General features: G+C 44.4%; 17 protein-coding genes. 9 read left to right on the top strand and 8 right to left on the bottom strand.

Going from position 1 to position 21,004, the window contains the following annotated elements; translation table 11 throughout:
• Positions 1-188 precede the first annotated feature (188 nt).
• The 4 genes from B050_RS0115220 to B050_RS0115205 all read right to left on the bottom strand — a co-directional run bounded on the left by B050_RS0115220 (position 189) and on the right by B050_RS0115205 (position 6,162).
• Positions 189-1,781 (bottom strand): arylsulfatase, encoded by a 1,593-nt coding sequence (locus B050_RS0115220; RefSeq protein WP_018474803.1) that lies wholly within the window; start codon positions 1,779-1,781, stop codon positions 189-191.
• A 377-nt stretch (positions 1,782-2,158) separates the two neighbouring features.
• Positions 2,159-2,776, bottom strand: coding sequence for a DUF4230 domain-containing protein (locus B050_RS0115215; protein WP_018474802.1), 618 nt, complete (start codon positions 2,774-2,776; stop codon positions 2,159-2,161).
• Between the two features lie 321 nt (positions 2,777-3,097).
• Positions 3,098-4,645, bottom strand: a complete 1,548-nt coding sequence (locus B050_RS0115210) for a sulfatase family protein (RefSeq protein WP_018474801.1) — start codon at positions 4,643-4,645, stop codon at positions 3,098-3,100.
• 62 nt (positions 4,646-4,707) lie between these two features.
• Complete coding sequence (locus B050_RS0115205) at positions 4,708-6,162, bottom strand: sulfatase (protein ID WP_018474800.1); 1,455 nt, start codon at positions 6,160-6,162, stop codon at positions 4,708-4,710.
• Positions 6,163-6,493: 331 nt separating this feature from the next.
• On the opposite strand from B050_RS0115205, the gene B050_RS0115200 reads away from it, so the two are divergent.
• Entirely contained in the window at positions 6,494-7,075 is a 582-nt protein-coding gene (locus B050_RS0115200; protein WP_018474799.1) for a DJ-1/PfpI family protein, read from the top strand.
• Positions 7,076-7,176: 101 nt separating this feature from the next.
• The gene (locus B050_RS0115195) at positions 7,177-8,604 is read left to right on the top strand and encodes an SDR family oxidoreductase (protein ID WP_044202634.1); all 1,428 of its coding nucleotides are present in this window, start codon (positions 7,177-7,179) and stop codon (positions 8,602-8,604) included.
• Between the two features lie 29 nt (positions 8,605-8,633).
• Here B050_RS0115195 and B050_RS0115190 read toward each other — a convergent pair whose 3' ends face one another.
• From B050_RS0115190 to B050_RS0115175, 4 genes are all read right to left on the bottom strand, one after another.
• A complete protein-coding gene (locus B050_RS0115190; protein ID WP_018474797.1) occupies positions 8,634-9,590 on the bottom strand; it encodes a GNAT family N-acetyltransferase in 957 nt (318 codons plus the stop codon).
• A 7-nt stretch (positions 9,591-9,597) separates the two neighbouring features.
• A complete protein-coding gene (locus B050_RS0115185; RefSeq protein WP_026235928.1) occupies positions 9,598-10,425 on the bottom strand; it encodes a 1-acyl-sn-glycerol-3-phosphate acyltransferase in 828 nt (275 codons plus the stop codon).
• Between the two features lie 341 nt (positions 10,426-10,766).
• Positions 10,767-11,588, bottom strand: coding sequence for a DUF4249 domain-containing protein (locus tag B050_RS0115180; protein ID WP_044202706.1), 822 nt, complete (start codon positions 11,586-11,588; stop codon positions 10,767-10,769).
• 5 nt (positions 11,589-11,593) lie between these two features.
• Entirely contained in the window at positions 11,594-13,984 is a 2,391-nt protein-coding gene (locus B050_RS0115175) for a TonB-dependent receptor (RefSeq protein ID WP_018474794.1), read from the bottom strand.
• Positions 13,985-14,196: 212 nt separating this feature from the next.
• Here B050_RS0115175 and B050_RS0115170 point away from each other — a divergent pair, with 212 nt between their 5' ends.
• From B050_RS0115170 to B050_RS0115135, 7 genes are all read left to right on the top strand, one after another.
• A complete protein-coding gene (locus tag B050_RS0115170) occupies positions 14,197-15,162 on the top strand; it encodes a vWA domain-containing protein (RefSeq protein WP_018474793.1) in 966 nt (321 codons plus the stop codon).
• 23 nt (positions 15,163-15,185) lie between these two features.
• A complete protein-coding gene (locus B050_RS0115165; RefSeq protein WP_044202631.1) occupies positions 15,186-15,836 on the top strand; it encodes a tetratricopeptide repeat domain protein in 651 nt (216 codons plus the stop codon).
• Positions 15,817-16,491: a hypothetical protein gene (locus B050_RS0115160; RefSeq protein WP_052308755.1), complete on the top strand. Its 675-nt coding sequence runs from the start codon at positions 15,817-15,819 to the stop codon at positions 16,489-16,491. Before B050_RS0115165 ends, B050_RS0115160 begins: the two co-directional genes overlap by 20 nt.
• A 525-nt stretch (positions 16,492-17,016) precedes the next feature.
• The gene (locus B050_RS0115150; RefSeq protein WP_018474789.1) at positions 17,017-18,201 is read left to right on the top strand and encodes an acetyl-CoA C-acyltransferase; all 1,185 of its coding nucleotides are present in this window, start codon (positions 17,017-17,019) and stop codon (positions 18,199-18,201) included.
• Positions 18,202-18,219: 18 nt separating this feature from the next.
• Positions 18,220-19,521, top strand: coding sequence for a toxin-antitoxin system YwqK family antitoxin (locus B050_RS0115145; RefSeq protein ID WP_018474788.1), 1,302 nt, complete (start codon positions 18,220-18,222; stop codon positions 19,519-19,521).
• A 123-nt stretch (positions 19,522-19,644) separates the two neighbouring features.
• Complete coding sequence (locus tag B050_RS0115140) at positions 19,645-20,583, top strand: phosphoribosylaminoimidazolesuccinocarboxamide synthase (protein ID WP_026235927.1); 939 nt, start codon at positions 19,645-19,647, stop codon at positions 20,581-20,583.
• A 48-nt stretch (positions 20,584-20,631) separates the two neighbouring features.
• Positions 20,632-21,003, top strand: a complete 372-nt coding sequence (locus B050_RS0115135) for an STAS domain-containing protein (RefSeq protein WP_018474786.1) — start codon at positions 20,632-20,634, stop codon at positions 21,001-21,003.
• Position 21,004 lies beyond the last annotated feature (1 nt).

The following is a 21,004-nucleotide window of genomic DNA, read 5'->3' as shown; positions in this document are numbered from 1 at the left end:
TGCCATTTTATAGCTAATGAAGTTATTTCCCCAAGCCAGAGACCTTCCGCAGCAATCATTATGAGGGTAAGTATAATAAAAAAATAGTGAGCAAAGGACAAGGCATATTATTTTAGCAAATAATCACGGGGATTAAGCTAAAATAATATGCCATAAATAAGTGCTAAATAAGTCGTAAATCGAAGGGATTAATTCATCTTAGACTCCAGCATCTTGTCCACAAAATTCCACTGGTCAAAAGCAGGGGATTCATGTTCTCTTTTCACAATATCATCCAGCTGTTTGATCACTTCAGGGTTCTTGGAGGCGAGATCCATTTGCTCGGCAGGATCCGCATCCAGGTCAAATAGCTCCCATTCTTTACCAGGGTTTTTCTTCAAGTCTGTCTTCACGCCTTTCCACTTGCCCATTCTCACAGCCAGTTGGCCACCTTTTTCGGGGTATTCAAAATATAAAAATTCATGATTTGGCTGGTCTTCTTCCTGCAGCATGGCAGGTAAAAAAGAGAGTCCGTCAGTTTGTCCTTTCACCTGCTGCTCCGTAAGGTCGGCTAGAGTAGCCATCACATCATATTGTACAGAAATATGATCGGTGGTACTTCCAGGGGCCACTTTTCCCGGCCATCTGGCGATCATTGGCATCCTGATTCCTCCTTCATATAGGTCCATCTTCAAACCTCTAAGCCCTGCAGTACTTTCAAAATAAACAGCATCCACGCCTCCATTGAAAGTGGGACCATTGTCACTTGAGAATATCACTAGTGTATTTTCGTCCAATCCTAAATCTTCTAATAAAGCGAAAACCTTACCCACTTCCTGATCCAAATAAGAGATCATGGCAGCATAAGCACTTTTAGGAAATTCATGCGGAGCATAGCCTTGTTGCCCCAGATATGGCTCCTCTTCAAACTGCCCCAGATACTGCTCCAGGGCTTCATCAGGCACCTGCAAAGATACATGGGGAATGGTATAGGGTAAATAAAGGAAAAATGGCTCATCCTTATTTTCCTTAATAAATTTGGTGGCCTTTTCGGTCATTTTATCTATAGAATACTCCTCGCCCTGATAGGCATCAAAGTAGCCCTCATCTCCATATTTAAGATCCCTCAATTTGAAATCTCCCAAAGCCTGAGCATTGCCTTTGCTTCCACTAGCGGATGGAGTATGTACGAAGATATAAGGATTGGATAAACTGTCCCATTCGGTATTTTCCCACAAATGAGTAGGGTAAAAATTATGCGCCTGACGCTGGTCAAGGTATCCATAGAAGTAGTCAAAGCCTTGCTTATTTGGAGCTCCAACATTTCCAGTCATCCCAAGCCCCCATTTACCAATAGCCGCGGTTTTATATCCAGCTTGCTGCATAAGGTGACCTAAGGTAAAACTAGTCTCTGGAATAGGCTGTTGGCCATTCTCCACCTCATCGCTAAAACTAGCAGGAAGGACAGGAAGATTTCCACGAATATACCCTTTTCCGGTATGCTTGCCCGTCAATAGCCCACACCTAGCTGGAGCACAAACAGGCGATGAGGAATAATGATTGGTAAAAACAATCCCCTCTTTAGCCATCTGATCCAAATGAGGCGTTTTGATTTTCGACTGACCATATACCCCCAGTTCCCCGTAGCCTAGGTCATCGGCATAGATATATATAATATTCGGCTTAGTAGGTTTTTCCTCCGCCACTTTTTGCGCCGAATTACAGGACCACAGCGAAGTGGCCAAAACCAGGCCCATGCACCATGGGCTATAAAATGCTCTTCTTATATTGATTTTCTCCATGCTTAAAAATAACCATAATAATAACCAATCAAAACAAAAAACCTTCAAACTATTTCGTTTTGAAGAAATTATTAAAACTATTGAAGGGTAAACATTTGATATTTTATGGATTAAATCTCTTATAAAGTCACTATAACCTACTCCATCAATTAAAAAAATGGAATATAGAGCAGTAAAAGCATCAAAATCGCAGGATTACTCAAAGAAAAGAGCATGATATTCTTTTCTGAATATTATTTTGTTTTTAACCTGCCAGGGTAAAACTCAGTCGAAAAAACCAAGTCAAAATAGACATTAGGAAAACGGTCAGAATAGATACAGAACAAAATTTGATCAAGCAGTAACATGAAATCCGTACTAGTGGAAAACGGAGGAGACTAATCCAGCTCCAAAACTTTGAGGTCGTTTTCGCTAAGGATTTCTGTATTTTCGTACACCAGCTTCCAGCCAAGCGAGTTGGTCAGGACATAGAATCTTGCCAGCTCGGCAATAAGCCGCGTTTCTGCATTTTGCTTGATCTCTGATTTCTCTATTTTCTGATTTATAGACGCATTCACCTTACTTTTGATGCGGTTGAAGTCGGCTGCCCCAAAGGGGTTAAAATAATCTCCTGCCACATCGTAAAACTGTAAATCGGGGAATATTTTGATTTCTGGCGGAGGGATGCTGGTTATAAAAAGTGTTTTATTATCGGCATCAAGCTGGAAGGAAACTTGCCCCAGGTCAAAGGCCACCTGCACCTCTGCATTGACCACCACCAAGGCTTTTTTCTCCGTGGTCCAGAGATTTCCAAATATTCTTTCTGTTTGCTTATAATTAAAAACCTGCGAAAAATGACCCTCTGTAACGATCAACTTCCGCACATTATTTACCTCCTTCTGGATCAATGCGGTGCTCTCCTCAAGGGTGGCTGCCTCTTCGCGCTTTTCAGCAAACCAGCGAAAGCCCCAAATTACCAAAAAACCTACCACAAGCCCAAAAATGAATTTCCGCATATACCAATTAATTATTTTTCAGAAAGTTAGCTATTTTCTTCTATTCTTTTCTCCAATGAATTATCGATTTAAACAAAATCCCTCACTCCTTGTCTCAGCTCATCTATCTACCCCTCTACTATTTTCCAGCACCATCTCCCCTCCTCCTCCACTCAATATATTGCTCCAGCCTCGTCTTCCTTCATAAGATTACCTACTTCCGCGGGCTATAAAGCAAAAAAAGTACTGAAAACCACTAAAAGGGCTAATCAGTACTTTTTTTTTAATTCCAACCCTCAATTTTGGTCATTACGACCTATTGAAGGCTGATATCTTTAGTAATTATTTTTTCTCGATCACCGGACTTTCCAGCTTTTGATGGAAGATCTTCTCTGCATCCGGATCCTCATACTTCTTGATAGTCTCCAGAAGTTTCACTTTCATTTCCTCTTGGACTTTAGCATAAGCTTCTTCACCATATACATTCTTCATCTCTTTGGGATCCTTTTCCAGGTCAAATAATTCCCAACCTTCGACTTGGTTATAGAATCTAATAATCTTATACTGTCCCATTCTAATGCCGAAATGAGGGGATACGCTATGCTCACCTACCTCATAATAATGATAATAGAGCACTTTTCGGCCTTCCTTATCCTTGCCGGTAAGTACTGGCAGCATAGAGGCTCCTTGCATATCTTCAGGAACCTTCACTTGAGCAGCCTCCAGCAGGGTTGGTGCGATGTCCAGATTCATAACCAGTGCATCCGATTTGGTCCCTGGCTCCACTACTCCCGGGTATCTCATCATCATAGGTGTGCTAAAAGACTCCTCATACATGAATCGCTTGTCAAACCAACCATGCTCGCCCATATAGAATCCTTGATCCGACAGGTAGATGACAATGGTATTTTCATCCAATCCATGGGCTTCTAGGTAGTCCAGCGTTCTTCCAATATTTCTATCCATAGACTCTGCTGTCGCAAGATAATCTCTCATATATCGCTGATATTTCCATTCCACCAGCTCTTTTCCTTTTAGGTCCAGCGCATTGAGCTCCTCATGGATTGGCTTATAATGAGCATCAAAAATAGCCCGTTGCTCCGGGGTCATACGGACAATATTATTGTCCTTAGAATCATCCGGATACATCTTCAGATCATAAGCCATGATCATGGTTTTGTCGATGGTCATATCCTGTTCCATCGCCGCTTGACGACCGGCATAGTCATCATAGAAATTGTCAGGAAGCGGATAGTTTACCTCTTCAAATCGATCCAGGTCCTGGAAATCCGGCAGCCAGGTGCGGTGTGTGGCTTTATGGCCGATCACAACGGCAAACGGCTTATCCATATCCCTATTGTCCAACCAATTTTCTGCCGCATCTTCTACCAGATCACTTACATATCCCTCTCTATTTACCTTTCCTTCACCTTTGACGATGAAGTCGGGGTTATAATAGAAGCCTTGGCCGGGGAGAATTTCGTAATGATCAAATCCCTGTGGGTCTTCGCCCAAATGGTATTTCCCGATCCATGCCGTTTGGTAGCCTGCTGCCTGCAAGTGCTTTACGAACTGATCTTGATCACTTTCAAATTTACTATCGGAGTTTCTTTTGAAACCATTCTTATGACTGTATTTGCCGGTTAGCAATACCGCCCGGCTGGGGCCGCAAATGGAGTTGGTCACATAAGCATTGGTGAATAAGACACCTTCCTGCGCGATACGGTCAATATTTGGGGTCTTCGCTATCGTGCTTCCATAAGCGCTGATGGCCTGTCGTGTGTGATCATCAGAAATGATGATGACAATATTGGGTGGTTTTTGTTCCTCAGGTTTTGCACATGCAAAAGCTGATATTGCTAAAACCGACCACAGTAAAATCCTGAACATGATCCTTGTATTTAAGTATATAAATTTATTGTTCTAAATCACTTTTATCCAAGCTCATAAGGCTATTCCTGGCTATAGGATATTCCTAAATCATTGGTACGGACCTCCATTAGTTTCTTTGCCAGTTGCTCCTGAAATCCTTCCACTACTTTAGCATATTGAGGGTTTCCTGCAAGGTTATTGAATTGCTGAGGATCGTTTTTCATATCAAAAAGCTCCATTCCTCCACTGGCATCTTCCTTATATTGGATAAACGCCCACTGATCACTTCGCAATAAGAAAAACTCTTGACCTCTCCATTTGGACACCGAAAACGCAGCTTCTCTAATCTGTGCTTTGGGGTTTTCGATGATCGGCACTAAGCTCTTGCCTTGGATTTGATTGGGCAAGGAAAGTCCAGCCAGCTCGGCAATGGTCGGGTATAGGTCTATTAGCTCCGCAAAGGAGGAAGTTACTGCGGCTTGTTGGCCTGGAACTTTGATGATCAAAGGAACCTTTACCGATTCCTCATGCAAGCTTACTTTCATCCAAAAGTCATGCTGCCCCAGATGGAATCCATGGTCTGAGGTGAAGATGACAATCGTATTATCTTCCAGTCCTTCTTCTTTCAGCGTAGCAAGCACCTTTCCTACCTGAGCATCCATATAGGCCACAGAGGCATAATATCCAGCGATGGCCTTTTTTTCCTGATCTTCGGACATCTGCGCATTCACCGAAGTGACATAGTTGATGCCATTGGCAGGGATATCATTCCAGTCTCCCATTACCTTAGGAGGAAGGATCATTTCCTGGTAAGGGTATGCCTCAAAATAGTTGGCAGGAGCCACAAAAGGCACATGAGGCCTTACTAAGCCTACGGCCAAAAAGAAGGGCTTATCTTTATGCTCTTTAATCAATTGGGAAGCTTTTTCGGCAGTCCTGCCATCAGAATGTACCAGGTCATCCCCATCGGCTTTGACGATGGTCATCACATTTCCACCTTTCCGCTCCAGTTCTCCATATGGATTGTTTTGCACCAATTCGGCCTCTCCTTCGGCTTGCCATTCAGGGCCTTGGCTGTTGAATCGCTCCATCCAGGAAGCCTCATCATCCGCTCCATCTGAGCCTTTCTCAATATCGATGGGAACGCCCATATGGTAAATTTTACTTACCCTTGCGGTATAATATCCGTTATTTTTGAATAACTGGGACCAGGTCACTTTATCCGGACCTATATGCTCTCGTCCACTGGTGTACCCAAAAGTCCCCGTGGCATGAGGATAGTACCCCGACATAAAAGAGGCCCTGCTGGGTCCACAAATAGGGAACTGACTGTAAGCCCGATCAAAGCGCATCCCCTCGGTCGCTAGCTTATCAATATTTGGAGTAATTTTTAAAGGATTTCCATAACAACTGACCGCATTGGCAGTAAGGTCATCTGAAATTATAAATAAAACATTATAGGGCTTTTCCCCTTGACCAAATACCGAATAGGATAATAAGGTCAAAAGAAAGCCTAATAGAGGCTTAATGGTCATAAAACTTGCATTTTCATGTATAAAAAACGATAATAACGAAACAACTATATTTCCTTCTTCTAAGGTAACACTCTGTTCAGTAAGGCATCAATTGGCATTGGGATGAAAGTCCTAAAGTTACTGAAAATTCTATAATGAGCCGTTTAAACAAATTTAATAAAAAGACTATAATAAATAATCAATATTTTAAATAATTACCTAAAAGAAAAATGATTTTTTATATAAACCAAATCATTTTCTACGGGACAGCACCAAACATCATTGGTCAAAAATTTCCATTCTTGGTAATATTTACTTAAATTCTACACAGAATGCTAAACAATAAATACTAATGGCTAAGAAAATTCTAATAATCGCAGGTGACTATGTAGAGGACTATGAACTGATGGTTCCTTATCAGGCAATGCTTTCCATTGGATTGGAAGTGGATGTCATGGCACCTAGCAGAAATAAGGGGGACATCATCCCTACCGCTATTCATGACTTCGTTGGCGATCAGACTTATACGGAGCTGCGTGGGCATAATTTTGAAATCAATGTGGACTATAATAAGGTAGATCCTGAAGCTTACGATGCTTTATATCTGCCGGGCGGAAGAGCTCCCGAGTACATACGGCTAAACCAACGCGTCATTGAAATCACACGTCATTTCTTCGATAAGAACAAACCCGTCCTGGCGGTATGCCATGGCATCCAGATACTCACCACCGCGGGCGTGCTCAAAGGCAGGTCACTCACGGCCTATATGGCGGTGGGGCCAGATATAGAACTGGCTGGTGGCACCTGGGAGAATGTCTCTGTGGATGAAGCAGTGGTGGACGGAAACCTCGTCACCTCCCCAGCCTGGCCAGGTCACCCTGCCATGCTAAATGAATTTTACAAACTTCTGGGGATCACCATCTCTCACGGATAAAACCCCTTACGCACAGTATATACCCTATTACAAAGGTATATCCTGTGCTAGTTCTAAACTTTTTGGGAGATAGACGGTTAGGAAGTAAAAGATCAACTGTCGTGAAAATTTTATTAACGGGTGCTACAGGGTATATAGGTAAAAGGTTACTTCCTCAGTTGGTAAGGATGGGGCATCAAGTGGTATGCTGTGTCAGAGACCAAAACCGATTTGAGCCTCCTAGCTCCCTCACGGAGCATATCAGCGTGGTAGAAGTAGATTTTTTGAAGGAAGAAACCCTTGCTAATATCCCTAAGGATATTGATGCTGCCTATTATTTAATTCACTCCATGTCAGGAGCGGATGATTTCTCAGAAATGGAAAAAAAATCTGCGCAGCACTTCCGAAAGAGTCTTGAAGGCAGCAAGGTGCAGCAGGTGATATACCTTGGGGGAATCATCAATAATGAGGTATTGTCTAAGCATCTGCTCAGCCGAAAGGTGGTGGAAGATGAGCTCCGGAAAGGGGACTATCATTTTACTGCCCTGAGAGCGGGAATCATTATTGGCTCAGGTAGTGCCTCCTTTGAGATCATCCGTGATCTGGTGGAGAAACTGCCGCTGATGATAGCTCCCCGCTGGCTCAAGACACGCTGTCAGCCTATCGCCATTCGGGATGTGATGAGCTTCCTCAGCAAATCCCTCTTTCAGGAATCCGCCTATGATTCTCATTTTGATATCGGAGGACCAGATGTATTGACTTATAAGGAAATGCTTTTGGGCTACGCCCAAAATCGTGAGCTAAACCGACACATATGGACGGTCCCGGTGATGACCCCAAAGCTCTCCTCCTATTGGTTATTTTTCGTGACGAGCACCTCCTACAAATTGGCGAGCGCACTCGTGGATAGTATGACGGTAGAGGTAATCTGCCAACCTAATCCACTGGCGAAAAACCTGCAGATAGCCCCCTTAAACTATCAGCAATCCCTGGATGCGGCATTCACCAAGATCGAATCCAACGAGGTGATATCCAGCTGGAAGGACTCCCTGATTAGTGGGCGGTTTGAAAACAATCTTTCTGAATATATCAAAATCCCCACCCATGGCTGTTTTGTGGACCAGCGAAAAACGCCCATCGTCGATGAGGAAAAAGTACTCAATCGCATCTGGGCAATTGGAGGAAGTACAGGATGGTACTATGGCAACCGGCTGTGGAAGATCCGTGGGTTTATGGACAAGATGGTCGGCGGCGTGGGGCTGCGTCGTGGACGTACCCACCCCGGGACAATCCATTCGGGGGATTCAGTAGATTTTTGGCGGGTATTATATGCCAAAAGAGAGGATAAGAGATTACTGCTATATGCTGAAATGAAGGTCCCTGGAGATGCTTGGCTGGAATTTAAGATAGAGGATTCCTGCTTGATCCAGACGGCCACTTTTCGGCCCAAAGGCATCTGGGGAAGGCTGTATTGGTATTCTGTCTATCCCTTTCATGGGCCCATCTTTGGGGGCATGCTACGCAAACTTGCGGATACCAGCAGCAGTTAAATGGGCTCGATTCAGACTCAGTGAGTCATTTATTCCTCCACCTTTCCTTCGAAATGCTTATCACGCTCAAAAGTTTCGATATGCCTGTGCTTTTTACTTTCGTAGATATCTGTTAGCGTAATCATAATCCCTGTCTCCTCCACCGCGCCAAACTCATTATTCATAGCCGTACCGAAGGTCTTCATGCTTGGAGAAAGGTTCATATAGGTATTGATGAGCGGAGGGATATTTTCTCCAAGAGCTCTCACCCGGGAATTCAATTCCTTATACCCTTCCTTATAATCCAGGCCATCGAAGAGCCCTTCAAACTTCGAAATATCAGTTTTATAGCCCAGTCGTTGAATAGGTTCTACCAAATGCTCCTCATCCGGGAAGTAATAATTCATGAAATAAAGGAGTAAATCCCTGGCTTCCGCATTGAAGTGGGGATACATGGTGACTTTTCCAAAGAGGTATTTGACATCGGGGTTTAGCACCACCACCGCACCTAATCCATCCCAAAGATTATCTAGGGAAAAAATCCCCTTGCGATTATCTGTTCTTGGTTGGTATTTTGGCTGCACAAACGATCTTCCCAGCTCAATGGTATGAGGCAGGTACTCTTGCTTAAACTTATCTGTGAACTTAAATAGATGGGCTGTGGAGAGATTTAACTCACCGTGGCTATTGAATCCTGCCGTGCTGCACTTGATCAGGCGGTATCCTGCGATGATCTCTTCCTCCACGGGGTTCCAAGCGACCAATTGATCGTAGCATTTTTCGCAGGTATCATTTTCATCGATATCCAGTGGTAAGCCCGTACCTCCTCCAGCACCTCGGAAGGTAAGTTCTCTCAGCCTCCCAATTTCTTGCATGACATTGGGGGCGTTATGATGATTCACCAGATAGACATGATTGTCTCCATTATTGGTATGTCTAAGGAAACGCTCCTGAGTAAGCTCTTGCTTCAACAGGTCCTTATCTACTGGGGCTATTATCTCTTGCATAAAAACTTTAACTTTCTGTGGCTAAGGAATAAACCATATTTTTCACCTCCTCTGCCCAGTCCTTCTCACTTTTTCCCTCATCAAAATACTGGTAAGATATTGGTTTTCCTATATGTATAGTCACTTTTTTATTCTTTTGGCCAAACATTTCGTCCGCCAAATACATCATTTCAATATTTGCCTTTATCCCCAAAACTTTCCTGATCCTCGCTAGATTATAAAAAAAAGGAGAGTTATTCCCCTCAATATAAACAGGCACCACTCGTTTTTGGTATTTTTTGGCCTTGCTAATAAAGCTCTTTTTCCATTCTAAATCCTTCACTCCGCCTTTTTGCTTCCGGGAAACCAAGCCCGCTGGAAATACCAATACAGCCATCTCGCCCGCGTAGGTCTCCTCTATCAGTTTAGCAGCAGCACGGCCATGGCTGCCATGCTTATTGACAGGGATGAACAATGGTTCGAAGTTTTTGATATTCATCAAAATATCATTCACCAAAAACCTCATATCTGTGCGGTGCTTTCCCAGCTCATGCATGAATACTATGCCGTCCAGCCCTCCCAGGGGATGGTTGGAAGCAAATATCACCGGCTCGTGAATAGGGATATTCTCAGCCCCCTTAAGGTCCACAATAAGGCCAAACTCCTCAATCATCGCATCCACAAAATCCAACCCAAATAGGTGGCCTTTCCGAACCATAATGTCATTCAGCTGATCCTCATGCGCAATCTTACGGATATAATTAAGCACATAACTCGGCATCCAACGATTGAGCCCAGGATTCTTGTCCTTAATAACTTTTTGTATGTCTATAAATTTATTTTGAGGCTCGTCCAAGAACTATAAATTTAAGTTTTTCGCTGTTCTTCCTAACTTCCAAATGACTGATATGCAGAAAAATGAGCGATTATATCCGCGTATTCCTATTGGCATTCTCCAAATTCAAATGGAAGTAAGTCGTTAAAAATACAAAAAAATAGCAATGATACGCCTATATATTACAATATACCTGCCTCCTCTTATCCGATTTTATTCGATATGCCCTTTACGAATTTAGATTTTCACTATTTAAAATAATGGCTTCGAGGCCCTTTCCCCAGCTCCAGTCCCTTACCGTAAGAAGCTTAGCAATAGTAAAATTTCATCCTGCTCGAATCAAGACCTAATCCCGGAATATTTTACTCGATCACCCGAGAAATATGCTTCACCGAGCCCACCATAAAATACCCTAATGCAGGCCTGTCCCCATCAAGCAATTCTATATTGCTGATGGGATTTTGGGGCGGCGGGGTAAATAATCCGCCATCATTATATAATAAACCCAACATACCTTGCAGGTAATCATAAGCACTTTCATTTAGCCGATACACAGACAGCCGTGCTTCGTCCCCCTTTCGGAAAGGGATGGACTCCAGCTCAAAGCCATTCTCAAAGGCCGCTGTGCCAAAAGTGTCATCAAACAGCAAATAATCACTTCGCCCAGTCAGTAAGGTATCATTGCGATTTACCCTTATTCTATAGAAATTGTCCTCCGCAAATGGGATTTTGCCGTGAACTTTGAGGTAATAGCCCTTCGGGCGAAAGGCCCTTTCCTCCTTATACACATAGGACAAGCTGTCTATCTGAGGGGATTCGAGCAGGATTCCTGAGGATCGATAGTGGTTTTGCCCTATCTCCACATGCAGGGAATACCGCCTCCCCGGACGCCCTTCCTCATTAAATACCGGAAGATACGTTTTGGTCTGCTCAGAATATTCAAATCTAATCTTCCGTGCATTTTCTTCATAAATCAAATAAACATTGGCATCAGCAATAGGCCTATAACTCGCCGAATCATAATAGTTTTTGGTCCTGGTAACTCTGACTTGATTATAGATACTATTATTGGTCCATATCCCCTCGATCACGGGCAGCTCGGGACCCTCTCCCACCTCCAGATATACCTCCTCCTGGCAGGACACTAGCCCCAGGATCATCACTATCATTATAATGGTCTTCATGGCCGTCAAAATTCAAAATTATAAGAGATGGAAGGCAAAAAAGTAAACAAGTAGGTCATCACCACCCCAGGCCGCTTGGAATAAATCGGATCACCAGAGGAGGAGGTAAAATTGATATCATTATTTATAATATCAGTAAACTGATAAGAATAGGGGTTCTTACGGCCATAGATATTATAGACACTAAGGCTCCAGCTCCCCTTCCAGCGCTTCCCTTTCTCCTTATCCTTCAGTGTCACCGACACATCCATGCGATGATAATCGGGAAACCGATCCTCGTTTCTTTCCTCAGGATAAAGAGGCAATTGCTGAAAATCAACCACATAGGAGCCCACGGGATAACTTACCGCTTGCCCCGTGGCATATACAAAGGTGGCATTGCCACTGAGCCGCTTAGAAAAATCATGCTGAAGCACCAAGGATACATCGTGAGGCCTATCATAGCGAGGGGCATAAGGCTGGCCAAGGCTAATCCCCGCCACCTGACGGAAAGTCCTCGAATAAGTATATCCCAGCCAGCCGGTCGTTCTGCCTGTATTTTTGCGCAATAGCAATTCTGCACCGTAAGACCAGCCCTTACCTTCAAACACCTCTGCTTCTATCTGATCCGAAAATAACACCTCTCCCCCCTGCCGAACGTCTATCAGGTGCTGGTATTTCTTATAATACGTCTCCACCGACATCTCCCATACGCCTCCCTTGATATCCTTAAACAAGCCTGCGGAAAACTGATCCGCTTGTAAGGGACGTATATATTCCCCCGATAACACCCAGCGATCAATAGGCAGACCTGCGGAGCTATTAGTGGCGACCTGGGTATATTGATAGTTACGATTATAGGAAGCCTTTAGGGATAAGGAGGGGCTGATCGAATAGCGCATGGCAATCCTTGGCTCCAGGCCTTGGTAAAATTTCATCAGTTGCAAGCGCGAGAAATATAAGGTATCGGTGATCGTCTGGGAAGAAGGGTAAACTGAATCCTCATATTGATACTCCACCCCTTGGCCCACACGGGCAAAAAGGCTCCAACGCAACCCCGTCTCCAATTTTAGCTTAGTGCCAAGTTCTGATTCCCCCAACACAAAGAAACTTTGCAATAAGGCATTCCCAGGATTGGTTTCCACAGGTACGAGCGAACTCCCCGGCTGGGTGCTCATCTCCACGGGCCTGAAATGAAATAGCTGACTTTTCATCCCCACTTCGAAGGAATTAGCACTATTAAGGATATAAGACAATGTAGTTTTCACCCCACTTTCCGATAGTAGGTTGTTCCACAAGAAGCCATTGTCATTGTCCATGACCTCCACTTGGTAGCGGTACCGCGAACTGTAAGCATTAAGGTCTAAGTATAAATCAGGCCGCAGCGTACGCTTCCAGTCCGCTGAGCCCACCCAGTTTTTCCAGCCAAAGCCAAAAAGGTTGCCTGCTTGCAGGTAATCGCTTCCGAAATAAGTGGAAAAGGATAATTTATCCCTATCAGAAGGCCTAAAGGTGAATTTTGCACCCAAATCATAGAAGTAGAGTTTATTGCTATTGATGGAGGCATCATTGGACAGCTTTAGGAATAGATCGGCATAGGTCCTTCGTCCCGTAAGCAGGAAGGAGGATTTTTCAGAGAATAAGGGGCCATCTAAGGTGATTTTTGAACTAATATTGCCTATTCCACCTGCGGCGTGGAGCCTATCGGGCCGGCCTTCCTTCATCGTAATGTCCACCACGGAGGAGGCTCGCCCACCGAAGGTCGCAGGAATATTCCCTTTATAGAGGTCCACCTGCTCCAGAGCATCCGGATTAAATACCGAGAAAAACCCAAAGAAATGAGAGGGATTATAGACTGGAGCACCATCCAGCTGAATTAGATTCTGATCTGCGGCTCCCCCTCGTACAAAAAGGCCGGTGGTGCCCTCTCCAGCAGTCTGGATGCCTGGCAGCAGCTGCAGGCTTCGCAGCACATCCACCTCACCAAATAAACTAGGGAGACTTTTAAGTCTTTCCACATCAATGATATTGCGCCCCAAATCTGTGGATTGACTATGAACAAACTGCGATTTTCCTTCCACCACAAACTCCGCGAGGCCTTGAGCAGAAGGAATCATGCGGATAAGCAGCTCTCTTGAGCTATGGGCGGGCACATAAATAATTTGTTTTTGGTACCCGATATAGCTCAGCTCAAGGCTGTCCACGGCGGAAATAGATGGCAATGAGAACCTCCCCTGATCATCGCTCACCACAGCGGTGGAAGGCTGATCTTTCCAGTAGAGGGTAGCGCCAAGCAGCTCAGCACCAGTCAGTACGTCCACCACTTGTCCAGAAATGATCTTTGATTGGCCGCTGGCGAGGGGAGAATTCCCTAACCAGCAAAGAATACCTATCAAAACCAAAACAACCTGCTTCATAAAGGCCTAAATCACTGTTTGTCTTACTTTTTATTCTTTTTGGAACCGCAATATGGGTATTTTGTTTGCAATACTTCCCATTAGTTAGATTAAGATATTGAAAAATCAAATCAGAAAAAACCAGAAGGTATTACCCTATTGCTATTTTTCTCTACAATGAATAATTTAGCTCGGTCTGTTTCGTTTTGATTTAAAATTCCTAATTTCAAGGCATGATTTGGGCATATCCTGACGTAAAATTACTCGTAATCCTAGCCATCGTTTTTGGTGGGCTGTACTTTATCTATCTGTACCGCTTCTGGCGGATCAATAAACAACTGAAAATCAAGAAGCACCGGCTACTCATGAAGATGGGCCTCCGGATCGCCTACTTCATTTTGTTTATGATCGCTATGGCAGGGCCATCGGTGGGCACAGGATTCAAAGAAATAAAGCAAGAAGGCAAGGACATATTTATAGCGATTGACTTATCTCAGTCGATGAATGCAGCGGACATCAGTCCTTCCAGGCTTCAGCGAATTAAATTTGAGTTGAAAAACCTCATTAAGAATTTCGATTCCGATCGTATAGGCTTAATCATCTTTAGTTCTGAGGCCTTCATCCAATGTCCCCTTACTTTTGACCAAAATGTCCTTCAGCTGCATCTCGATGGGTTGAATACCGGCCTTGTACCCAATTATGGTACTGATATTGCAGCTCCCCTGGAGCTAGCTCTTAAAAAATTCAGAACGGATGAAAATCAAGACCCCAAATCAAAATCGATCATCCTCATCAGTGATGGTGAAAACTTTGGTGAAAACCTTAATAGCACCTTGGACCAGCTGAGCGAAGAGGGAATCAAAGTATTCAGCCTGGGGATAGGTACCGAAGGCGGAAGCACAATTCCCAAAGGCAATGGAGTCATCATGGATAATGCCTCCAGCAGCCCGGCGATCAGTAAGCTGAGCACCAGCACGCTCAAGAGGGTGGCAAATGAAACCAATGGACAGTACTTTGAAATCAGTGATCAGGCGCAGGAAATCCCTCAGCTTATCACTTCTATAGAGAAAATAGAAGGTTCCATCACGGGTTCCCGAACCGTGGAAGCCTCGGCAAACAAATATTTCTATTTTCTGCTTGCCGCATTAGGGCTGGCGATATTAGATATGATCTTGCCACTGAGAACCCTGAGTATTTAAGTATTCAAAAACAGAAAAGACGAATGAACAAAGTCATATTGGGTCTAATGCTATTATTACCAGCATCCTGGACTCAGATCAGCAAGAAGAACAGTGCTCTGGATCAGGCGGAAGAAGCCTATAAAAAGGCCGATTATGAAGCCTCCGTCCGCGCTCACCTGGACCTGATCACCAATTACGAGCTGGAAGGTCAGGAAGCCGCTTATGATCTGGCACTAAGCTACCAGCTCAATGGTCAGGAAGAAGAAGCCAAAACAAAGTTCACAGAGTTACTTTCTTCCCCCAATCCACTAATCGCCTCCTCCTCCGCTAACCAACAAGGGGTGATGCTCGGCAGTGAAAAGAAATATAAGGAGGCCTTGGAAGCCTTCAAAACTGCCCTGATCAAAGATCCTACGAATGAAATCGCTCGGTATAACTATGAATTACTAGCCAGATGGCTGGAGAATAACGAGGACCAAAATCAAGAAGAAAACCAAAACGAACAAGACCAGCAGGAACCATCCAACTACGCGAAAAGAATGAAAGCGGAGGCGGACAAACTTGTCGATCAGTTTAAATTTGGCGAGGCCTTTGAGTTAATGAATAAGGCATTGGAAATAGACGAAACTGTTTCTCACTATCAGTCGTTTATCAAAAACCTAGGAGACATCAATGAAATCAATGAGCAATAAATCCGTCATCAAGTACAGCTTAGCCCTTGTGGCCCTGCTATGGACCAGCAGCATAGTTTCAGCGCAGACTGTGGATAGCTATTTTAATCAGGCGGCAAAGCACTATGTGCATAATGACTATAGAAATATGGGTCAGGCTTTGGCCGAAGGCTTACAGAAATACCCTCAGGATCCGAAGCTAAATGCGCTAAAAGACAAGCTGGAGGAAGAACAAGAGAAGCAAGACCAGCAACAAAAAGAAGATCAGAAAAATCAGGATCAGCAGGATCAAGACAAGCAGGATCAGCAAGATCAGCAGCAAGGCGATCAAAAGCAGCAAGACCAGGAGCAGCAGCAAAGCCAGGAGTCCAAGGACGGGGAAGGCGATGAGCAAACTCAGGAAGATGGCGCCGAAAATTCTGAGGAAATGCAGGAAAAGAAGGGTCAAAAATCTCAGGATCAGGATCCCTCCGACCAGAACTCCAATTTAGACAGCGACTTAAGCGAGCGTGAAAAGGCCATGGAAGAACTCAAGCAAAAGCTGCAACAAATGAATATCTCGCCTCAGCAAGCCCAGCAAATCCTCGATGCGATGGATAATGCGGAATTGCAGTATATTCAGCAAACTCGCAAAAAACCCACCAAACGTCCCGACAAAGGCCTTCCCGATTGGTAAGAAGCTTTGCTCCTCTTCCTATTTAGGCAACCATTTCTCCATTATAAGCAGTGAATTTCGGTTCAATTATATAGATGTCATACTTTATCCTGAAAACTTCAGGAGCTAATCGGTATAAATGAAGCGCTGGGAAAGAGCTCTTATTTCTTTTTTATGATCAGCCTTACTCAGCGGCAAATTGCATTGAGCGACTGGTAGGGATATTTTAAGGGTAATTATAGTGCGGAAAATATAAATGGAAGGAGAACATCCCCATCATTAATCCCTCATAGCAGGGAGCTCTACCCCGGAGCCTCACCCCCAAAACATTCCCATACGAAGTGGCGGCTTAACCTTCTAACTTTTGAGGGAATCCAGCGTGCAAAATTGGGTGTCCTTGATTTATAGTTTTATATTTATAAGTGTATCCTCTAGGAATGGCTGTGATCAGCACCTCCCTATTCAGCTTTGATCATTTACAGGCTGGATTTGGAGCAAACCTGAGGAAAAAAACCAATGATTTCAACCATTAAACTATAAGCCCAAATGAAAGAAGTATGCATCTTATCACTTACCAGAACCCCAATGGGGAGTTTTGGAGGAGTATTAGCAGGATTATCGGCAACTAAACTAGGCAGCATCGCGATAGGTGGCGCACTCAGCAAAGCGGGTATAAGTGCGGATCAAATCGAGGAGGTATTTATGGGCAATGTATTGTCCGCCAATCTCGGTCAGGCACCAGCCCGACAAGCCGCCCTAGGTGCGGGACTGGGACATCAGGTTCCCTGCACCACCATCAATAAAGTATGTGCCTCAGGCATGAAGGCGGCCACGATAGCAGCCCAGAGCATCATGATTGGTCAAAATGAATTGGTCTTAGCAGGAGGAATGGAAAGCATGTCCAATGTGCCATTCTATATCCCAAAGGCAAGATTTGGTTATAAATATGGCAATGGGGCGCTCGTGGATGGCCTGGCTCATGATGGCTTACATGAGGTATATAACGACTTCCCCATGGGCAACTGTGCGGATAATACCGCTGAAAAAATGAATATTAGCCGGGAGGCTCAGGATCAGTATGCGATTCAGTCTTACCAAAGGGCCGCAGAGGCTTGGAAAAGTGGTGCCTTTGCTCCGGAAATCACCCCTGTGGAAGTGGTGGGCAGGAAGGGTGAGCTAAGTAGCATCTCGGAAGATGAGGAATATGCGAAGGTGTTATTTGAAAAAATCCCTGGCCTTCGTCCAGTTTTCAGTAAAACAGGCACCGTCACTGCCGCCAATGCCTCCACCATGAATGATGGTGCTGCCGCTATGGTTTTGGCATCGGTGGACAAGGCAAGGGAATTGGGGCTTAAACCTGTGGCCAAAATAATCGCCTTTGCAGACGCTGCCACGGACCCTTTATGGTTTACCACTGCCCCTTCTCTGGCGATCCCCAAAGCCCTTAAAAATGCTGGGCTAACGATGGCTGATATAGATTATTTTGAAATCAATGAGGCCTTTGCGGCGGTGGCTATCGCCAATCAGATGGAGCTGAACATCCCCGCAGACCGCCTCAATATCTTCGGAGGAGCCGTGGCACTTGGCCATCCGCTGGGTGCCTCAGGTGCGCGCATCATGGCCACCCTTTCCAATATTCTGATCCAACGCGGCGGCAGATATGGCCTTGCGGCAATCTGCAACGGAGGAGGTGGTGCATCCGCCATCATCATCGAAAACCTTAGCCATTAAGATAAGTAAACACCCTGCATGAACAAATCCCTATTAACAGGCCTGCTCCTTATTCTCCTATCGATCACCGGAAAGGCACAGCAGATCATCACCTACCATGATGAGGAGGAGCAAAAGATCTTTGAGAAATATGACAGCAAGAATGGTTTAAAAGAAGGCCTTTACGAACAGTTTACAGAGGAAGGAAACCTCAGACTAAGGGGACAATTCAAAGCAGGATACCGCGAGGGGAAATTCGTGGAGTTCTTCCCAAATGGCACCGACACCTTACGGGTAGTCCATTATGTGGATGGCTTAAGAGAGGGGCCGAGTCTCAGTTTTAGCGAAAATGGAAATATCCTTCAAAGCGCAAATTTCCTTCAGAATAAATTGGAAGGAAAGGTGCTTAATTATTACCCGGAAGGCAGTCTCCATTCAGAGGTGATGATGCAGGCAGGAAAGCCTTCGGGCGAGCATCTCATCTACTTTCCTTCTGGGCAGGTCCAATCCAGAACGCATTATTCCATGGGTCAAAAAGAAGGTCTCCTGGAAACCTACTATGAAGATGGCCAGCTAAAAGCCTCCGAAAACTACCGTCAAGGTCAATTGCACGGGGAGCTAAGGACCTACTATCCTGATGGAACGTTAAAAGAGAGCTCCATCTATCGAGAGGGGGTGCAAAATGGCCCAAACAATCGCTTCCATGCGGATGGCAGCCCTGCCAGAACGGCCAGATTTAATAATGGCCAGCCTGATGGAGAGATCATTGTATATTTCCCTTCGGGCAAAATTCAGGAAAAAGTAAGCTATAAAAATGGTAATCCAATAGGCGATCAGCTGCTGTATTATCCTTCCGGGGCACGATCAGAGCTGATCCGCTATATAAACAAGGGCCAAAGGCAGATGCATGAATTCTATCATGAAAATGGTCAACTGTATAAAAAGGTGATGTTTGACAATGACCTTCCTGAGGGGCAGGTGCTCGTATATGATTCACTGGGAACCAAAACCGAGCTCATCCCCTACCATTTGGGACTACTGGAGGGCACCCTTATTCGTTTTAATGCGGAGGGAAAAGAGGTTTTGCAGCAAGACTATTATAATAATTTGAAAGATGGAAAGGAGATCCAACTGGATGAGGATGGCAATATTCGCCAGATCACCACGTTTTTTAAAGGAAAAAAAGCGGGAGAGTTTAAAACTTTTGGAAGCGATGGGCGGTTGTTAACGGAAGGTTTTTACAAAAATGGCTTTAAAGCAGGGCAATGGAATTATTATTCCGCAGAAGGAGAGCTATCAAAAACAGAAAAATATGATAACTGGGGGCAATTAATTGAATAATTTTTCAGAAAATGAAAGGTTAAAATCCAGCAGTCTCCTATTTTTGCTATTTATTAATAAAGGAATAAAATCATGGGCCCCGAAAGGACCAGCCCCTCATTCACCTTAAGCGATACCAACATCATGAATACGGCCATTAAAGAGACCAATTTTGAATTCCCCAAACAAACGGGATTTTATAAAGGAAAGGTAAGAGATGTATATATGTTTGAAGAGCAGATAGCGGTGGTCGCTTCAGATAGAATTTCTGCTTTTGATGTAGTATTGCCACTTCCTATTCCTTACAAGGGGCAGGTGCTCAATCAGATAGCGGCCAAATTCCTAAAAGCCACCTCCGACATCGTCCCAAACTGGGTGACCTCCACCCCGGATGCCAATGTAACTGTGGGCAAAAAATGTGAGCCTTTTAAGGTAGAGATGGTCATCAGAGGCTATTTGGCCGGTCATGCTTGGAGAGAATACAGAGAAGGAAAGCGCAGCATCTGCGGGGTATCCCTTCCCGAAGGGCTCAAGGAAAATGATAAGCTTCCCCAGCCTATCATCACTCCCACCACCAAAGCGGATCATGGGCACGATGAAGATATCAGCCGTGAAGACATCCTTGCCAAAGGCATTGTAAGCCTGGAGGACTATGAGGTTTTGGAGAAATATACCCATGCTTTATTTCAGCGAGGTACAGAGATGGCAGCTGACAAAGGCCTGATCCTGGTGGACACCAAGTACGAGTTTGGCAAATATAAAGAGGAGATATTGCTAATAGATGAGGTGCATACGCCGGATTCTTCGAGGTACTTCTACGCAGACAGCTATGAAGAAAATCAAGAAGCAGGACTGCCTCAAAAGCAACTTTCCAAAGAATTTGTACGTCAGTGGTTGATTGCTAATAGCTTCCAAGGGAAGGACGGTCAGAAAGTCCCTAATATGCCCAATAAAATTGTAAAAGATATTTCTGAAAGGTATATTGAACTCTATGAGAAAATAACCGGGGAGGAATTTGTAAAAGCTGATACCACGCAGCTGATGGAGCGAATCAAGAGCTCTATCGAACAGGAGATAAAATAATAACAGCACTAAACCAAGCAGCCAAAGCTGCCAAACGAACAAACAAAAATGAAATACGCAGTTGATAAAAAAGAACAATACGTCATCTTCACCCTTCAGGAGGAAAAATTAGACTCTCCTCTATCGCCGGTGCTGAAGTCTGAGCTTCTTACCGTGCATGCTGAAGGATACCAAAACCTGGTATTGGACATGAGCCATGTAAAATACGCTGATTCCAGTGGATTAAGTGCCCTGCTTGTTGGCCACCGTTCCTTCAGTGAGGACGGGGGGATATTCATCATTGCTAATCCTCAGGAACATGTAAGCAAGTTGATCAAAATCTCTATGCTGGACAAGGTGCTCAATATCGCTGACTCGATTGAGGGGGCTGCCGATGCCATCTTCATTCATGAAATCGACGGTAGCAAAGAAGAAAATTAAG

Origin of the sequence: Echinicola pacifica DSM 19836, assembly GCF_000373245.1 — a bacterium.
GTDB classification, from domain to species: domain Bacteria; phylum Bacteroidota; class Bacteroidia; order Cytophagales; family Cyclobacteriaceae; genus Echinicola; species Echinicola pacifica.
Note: the sequence above shows the minus strand (reverse complement) of the source record. Positions and strands in the feature narration are given on the sequence as shown.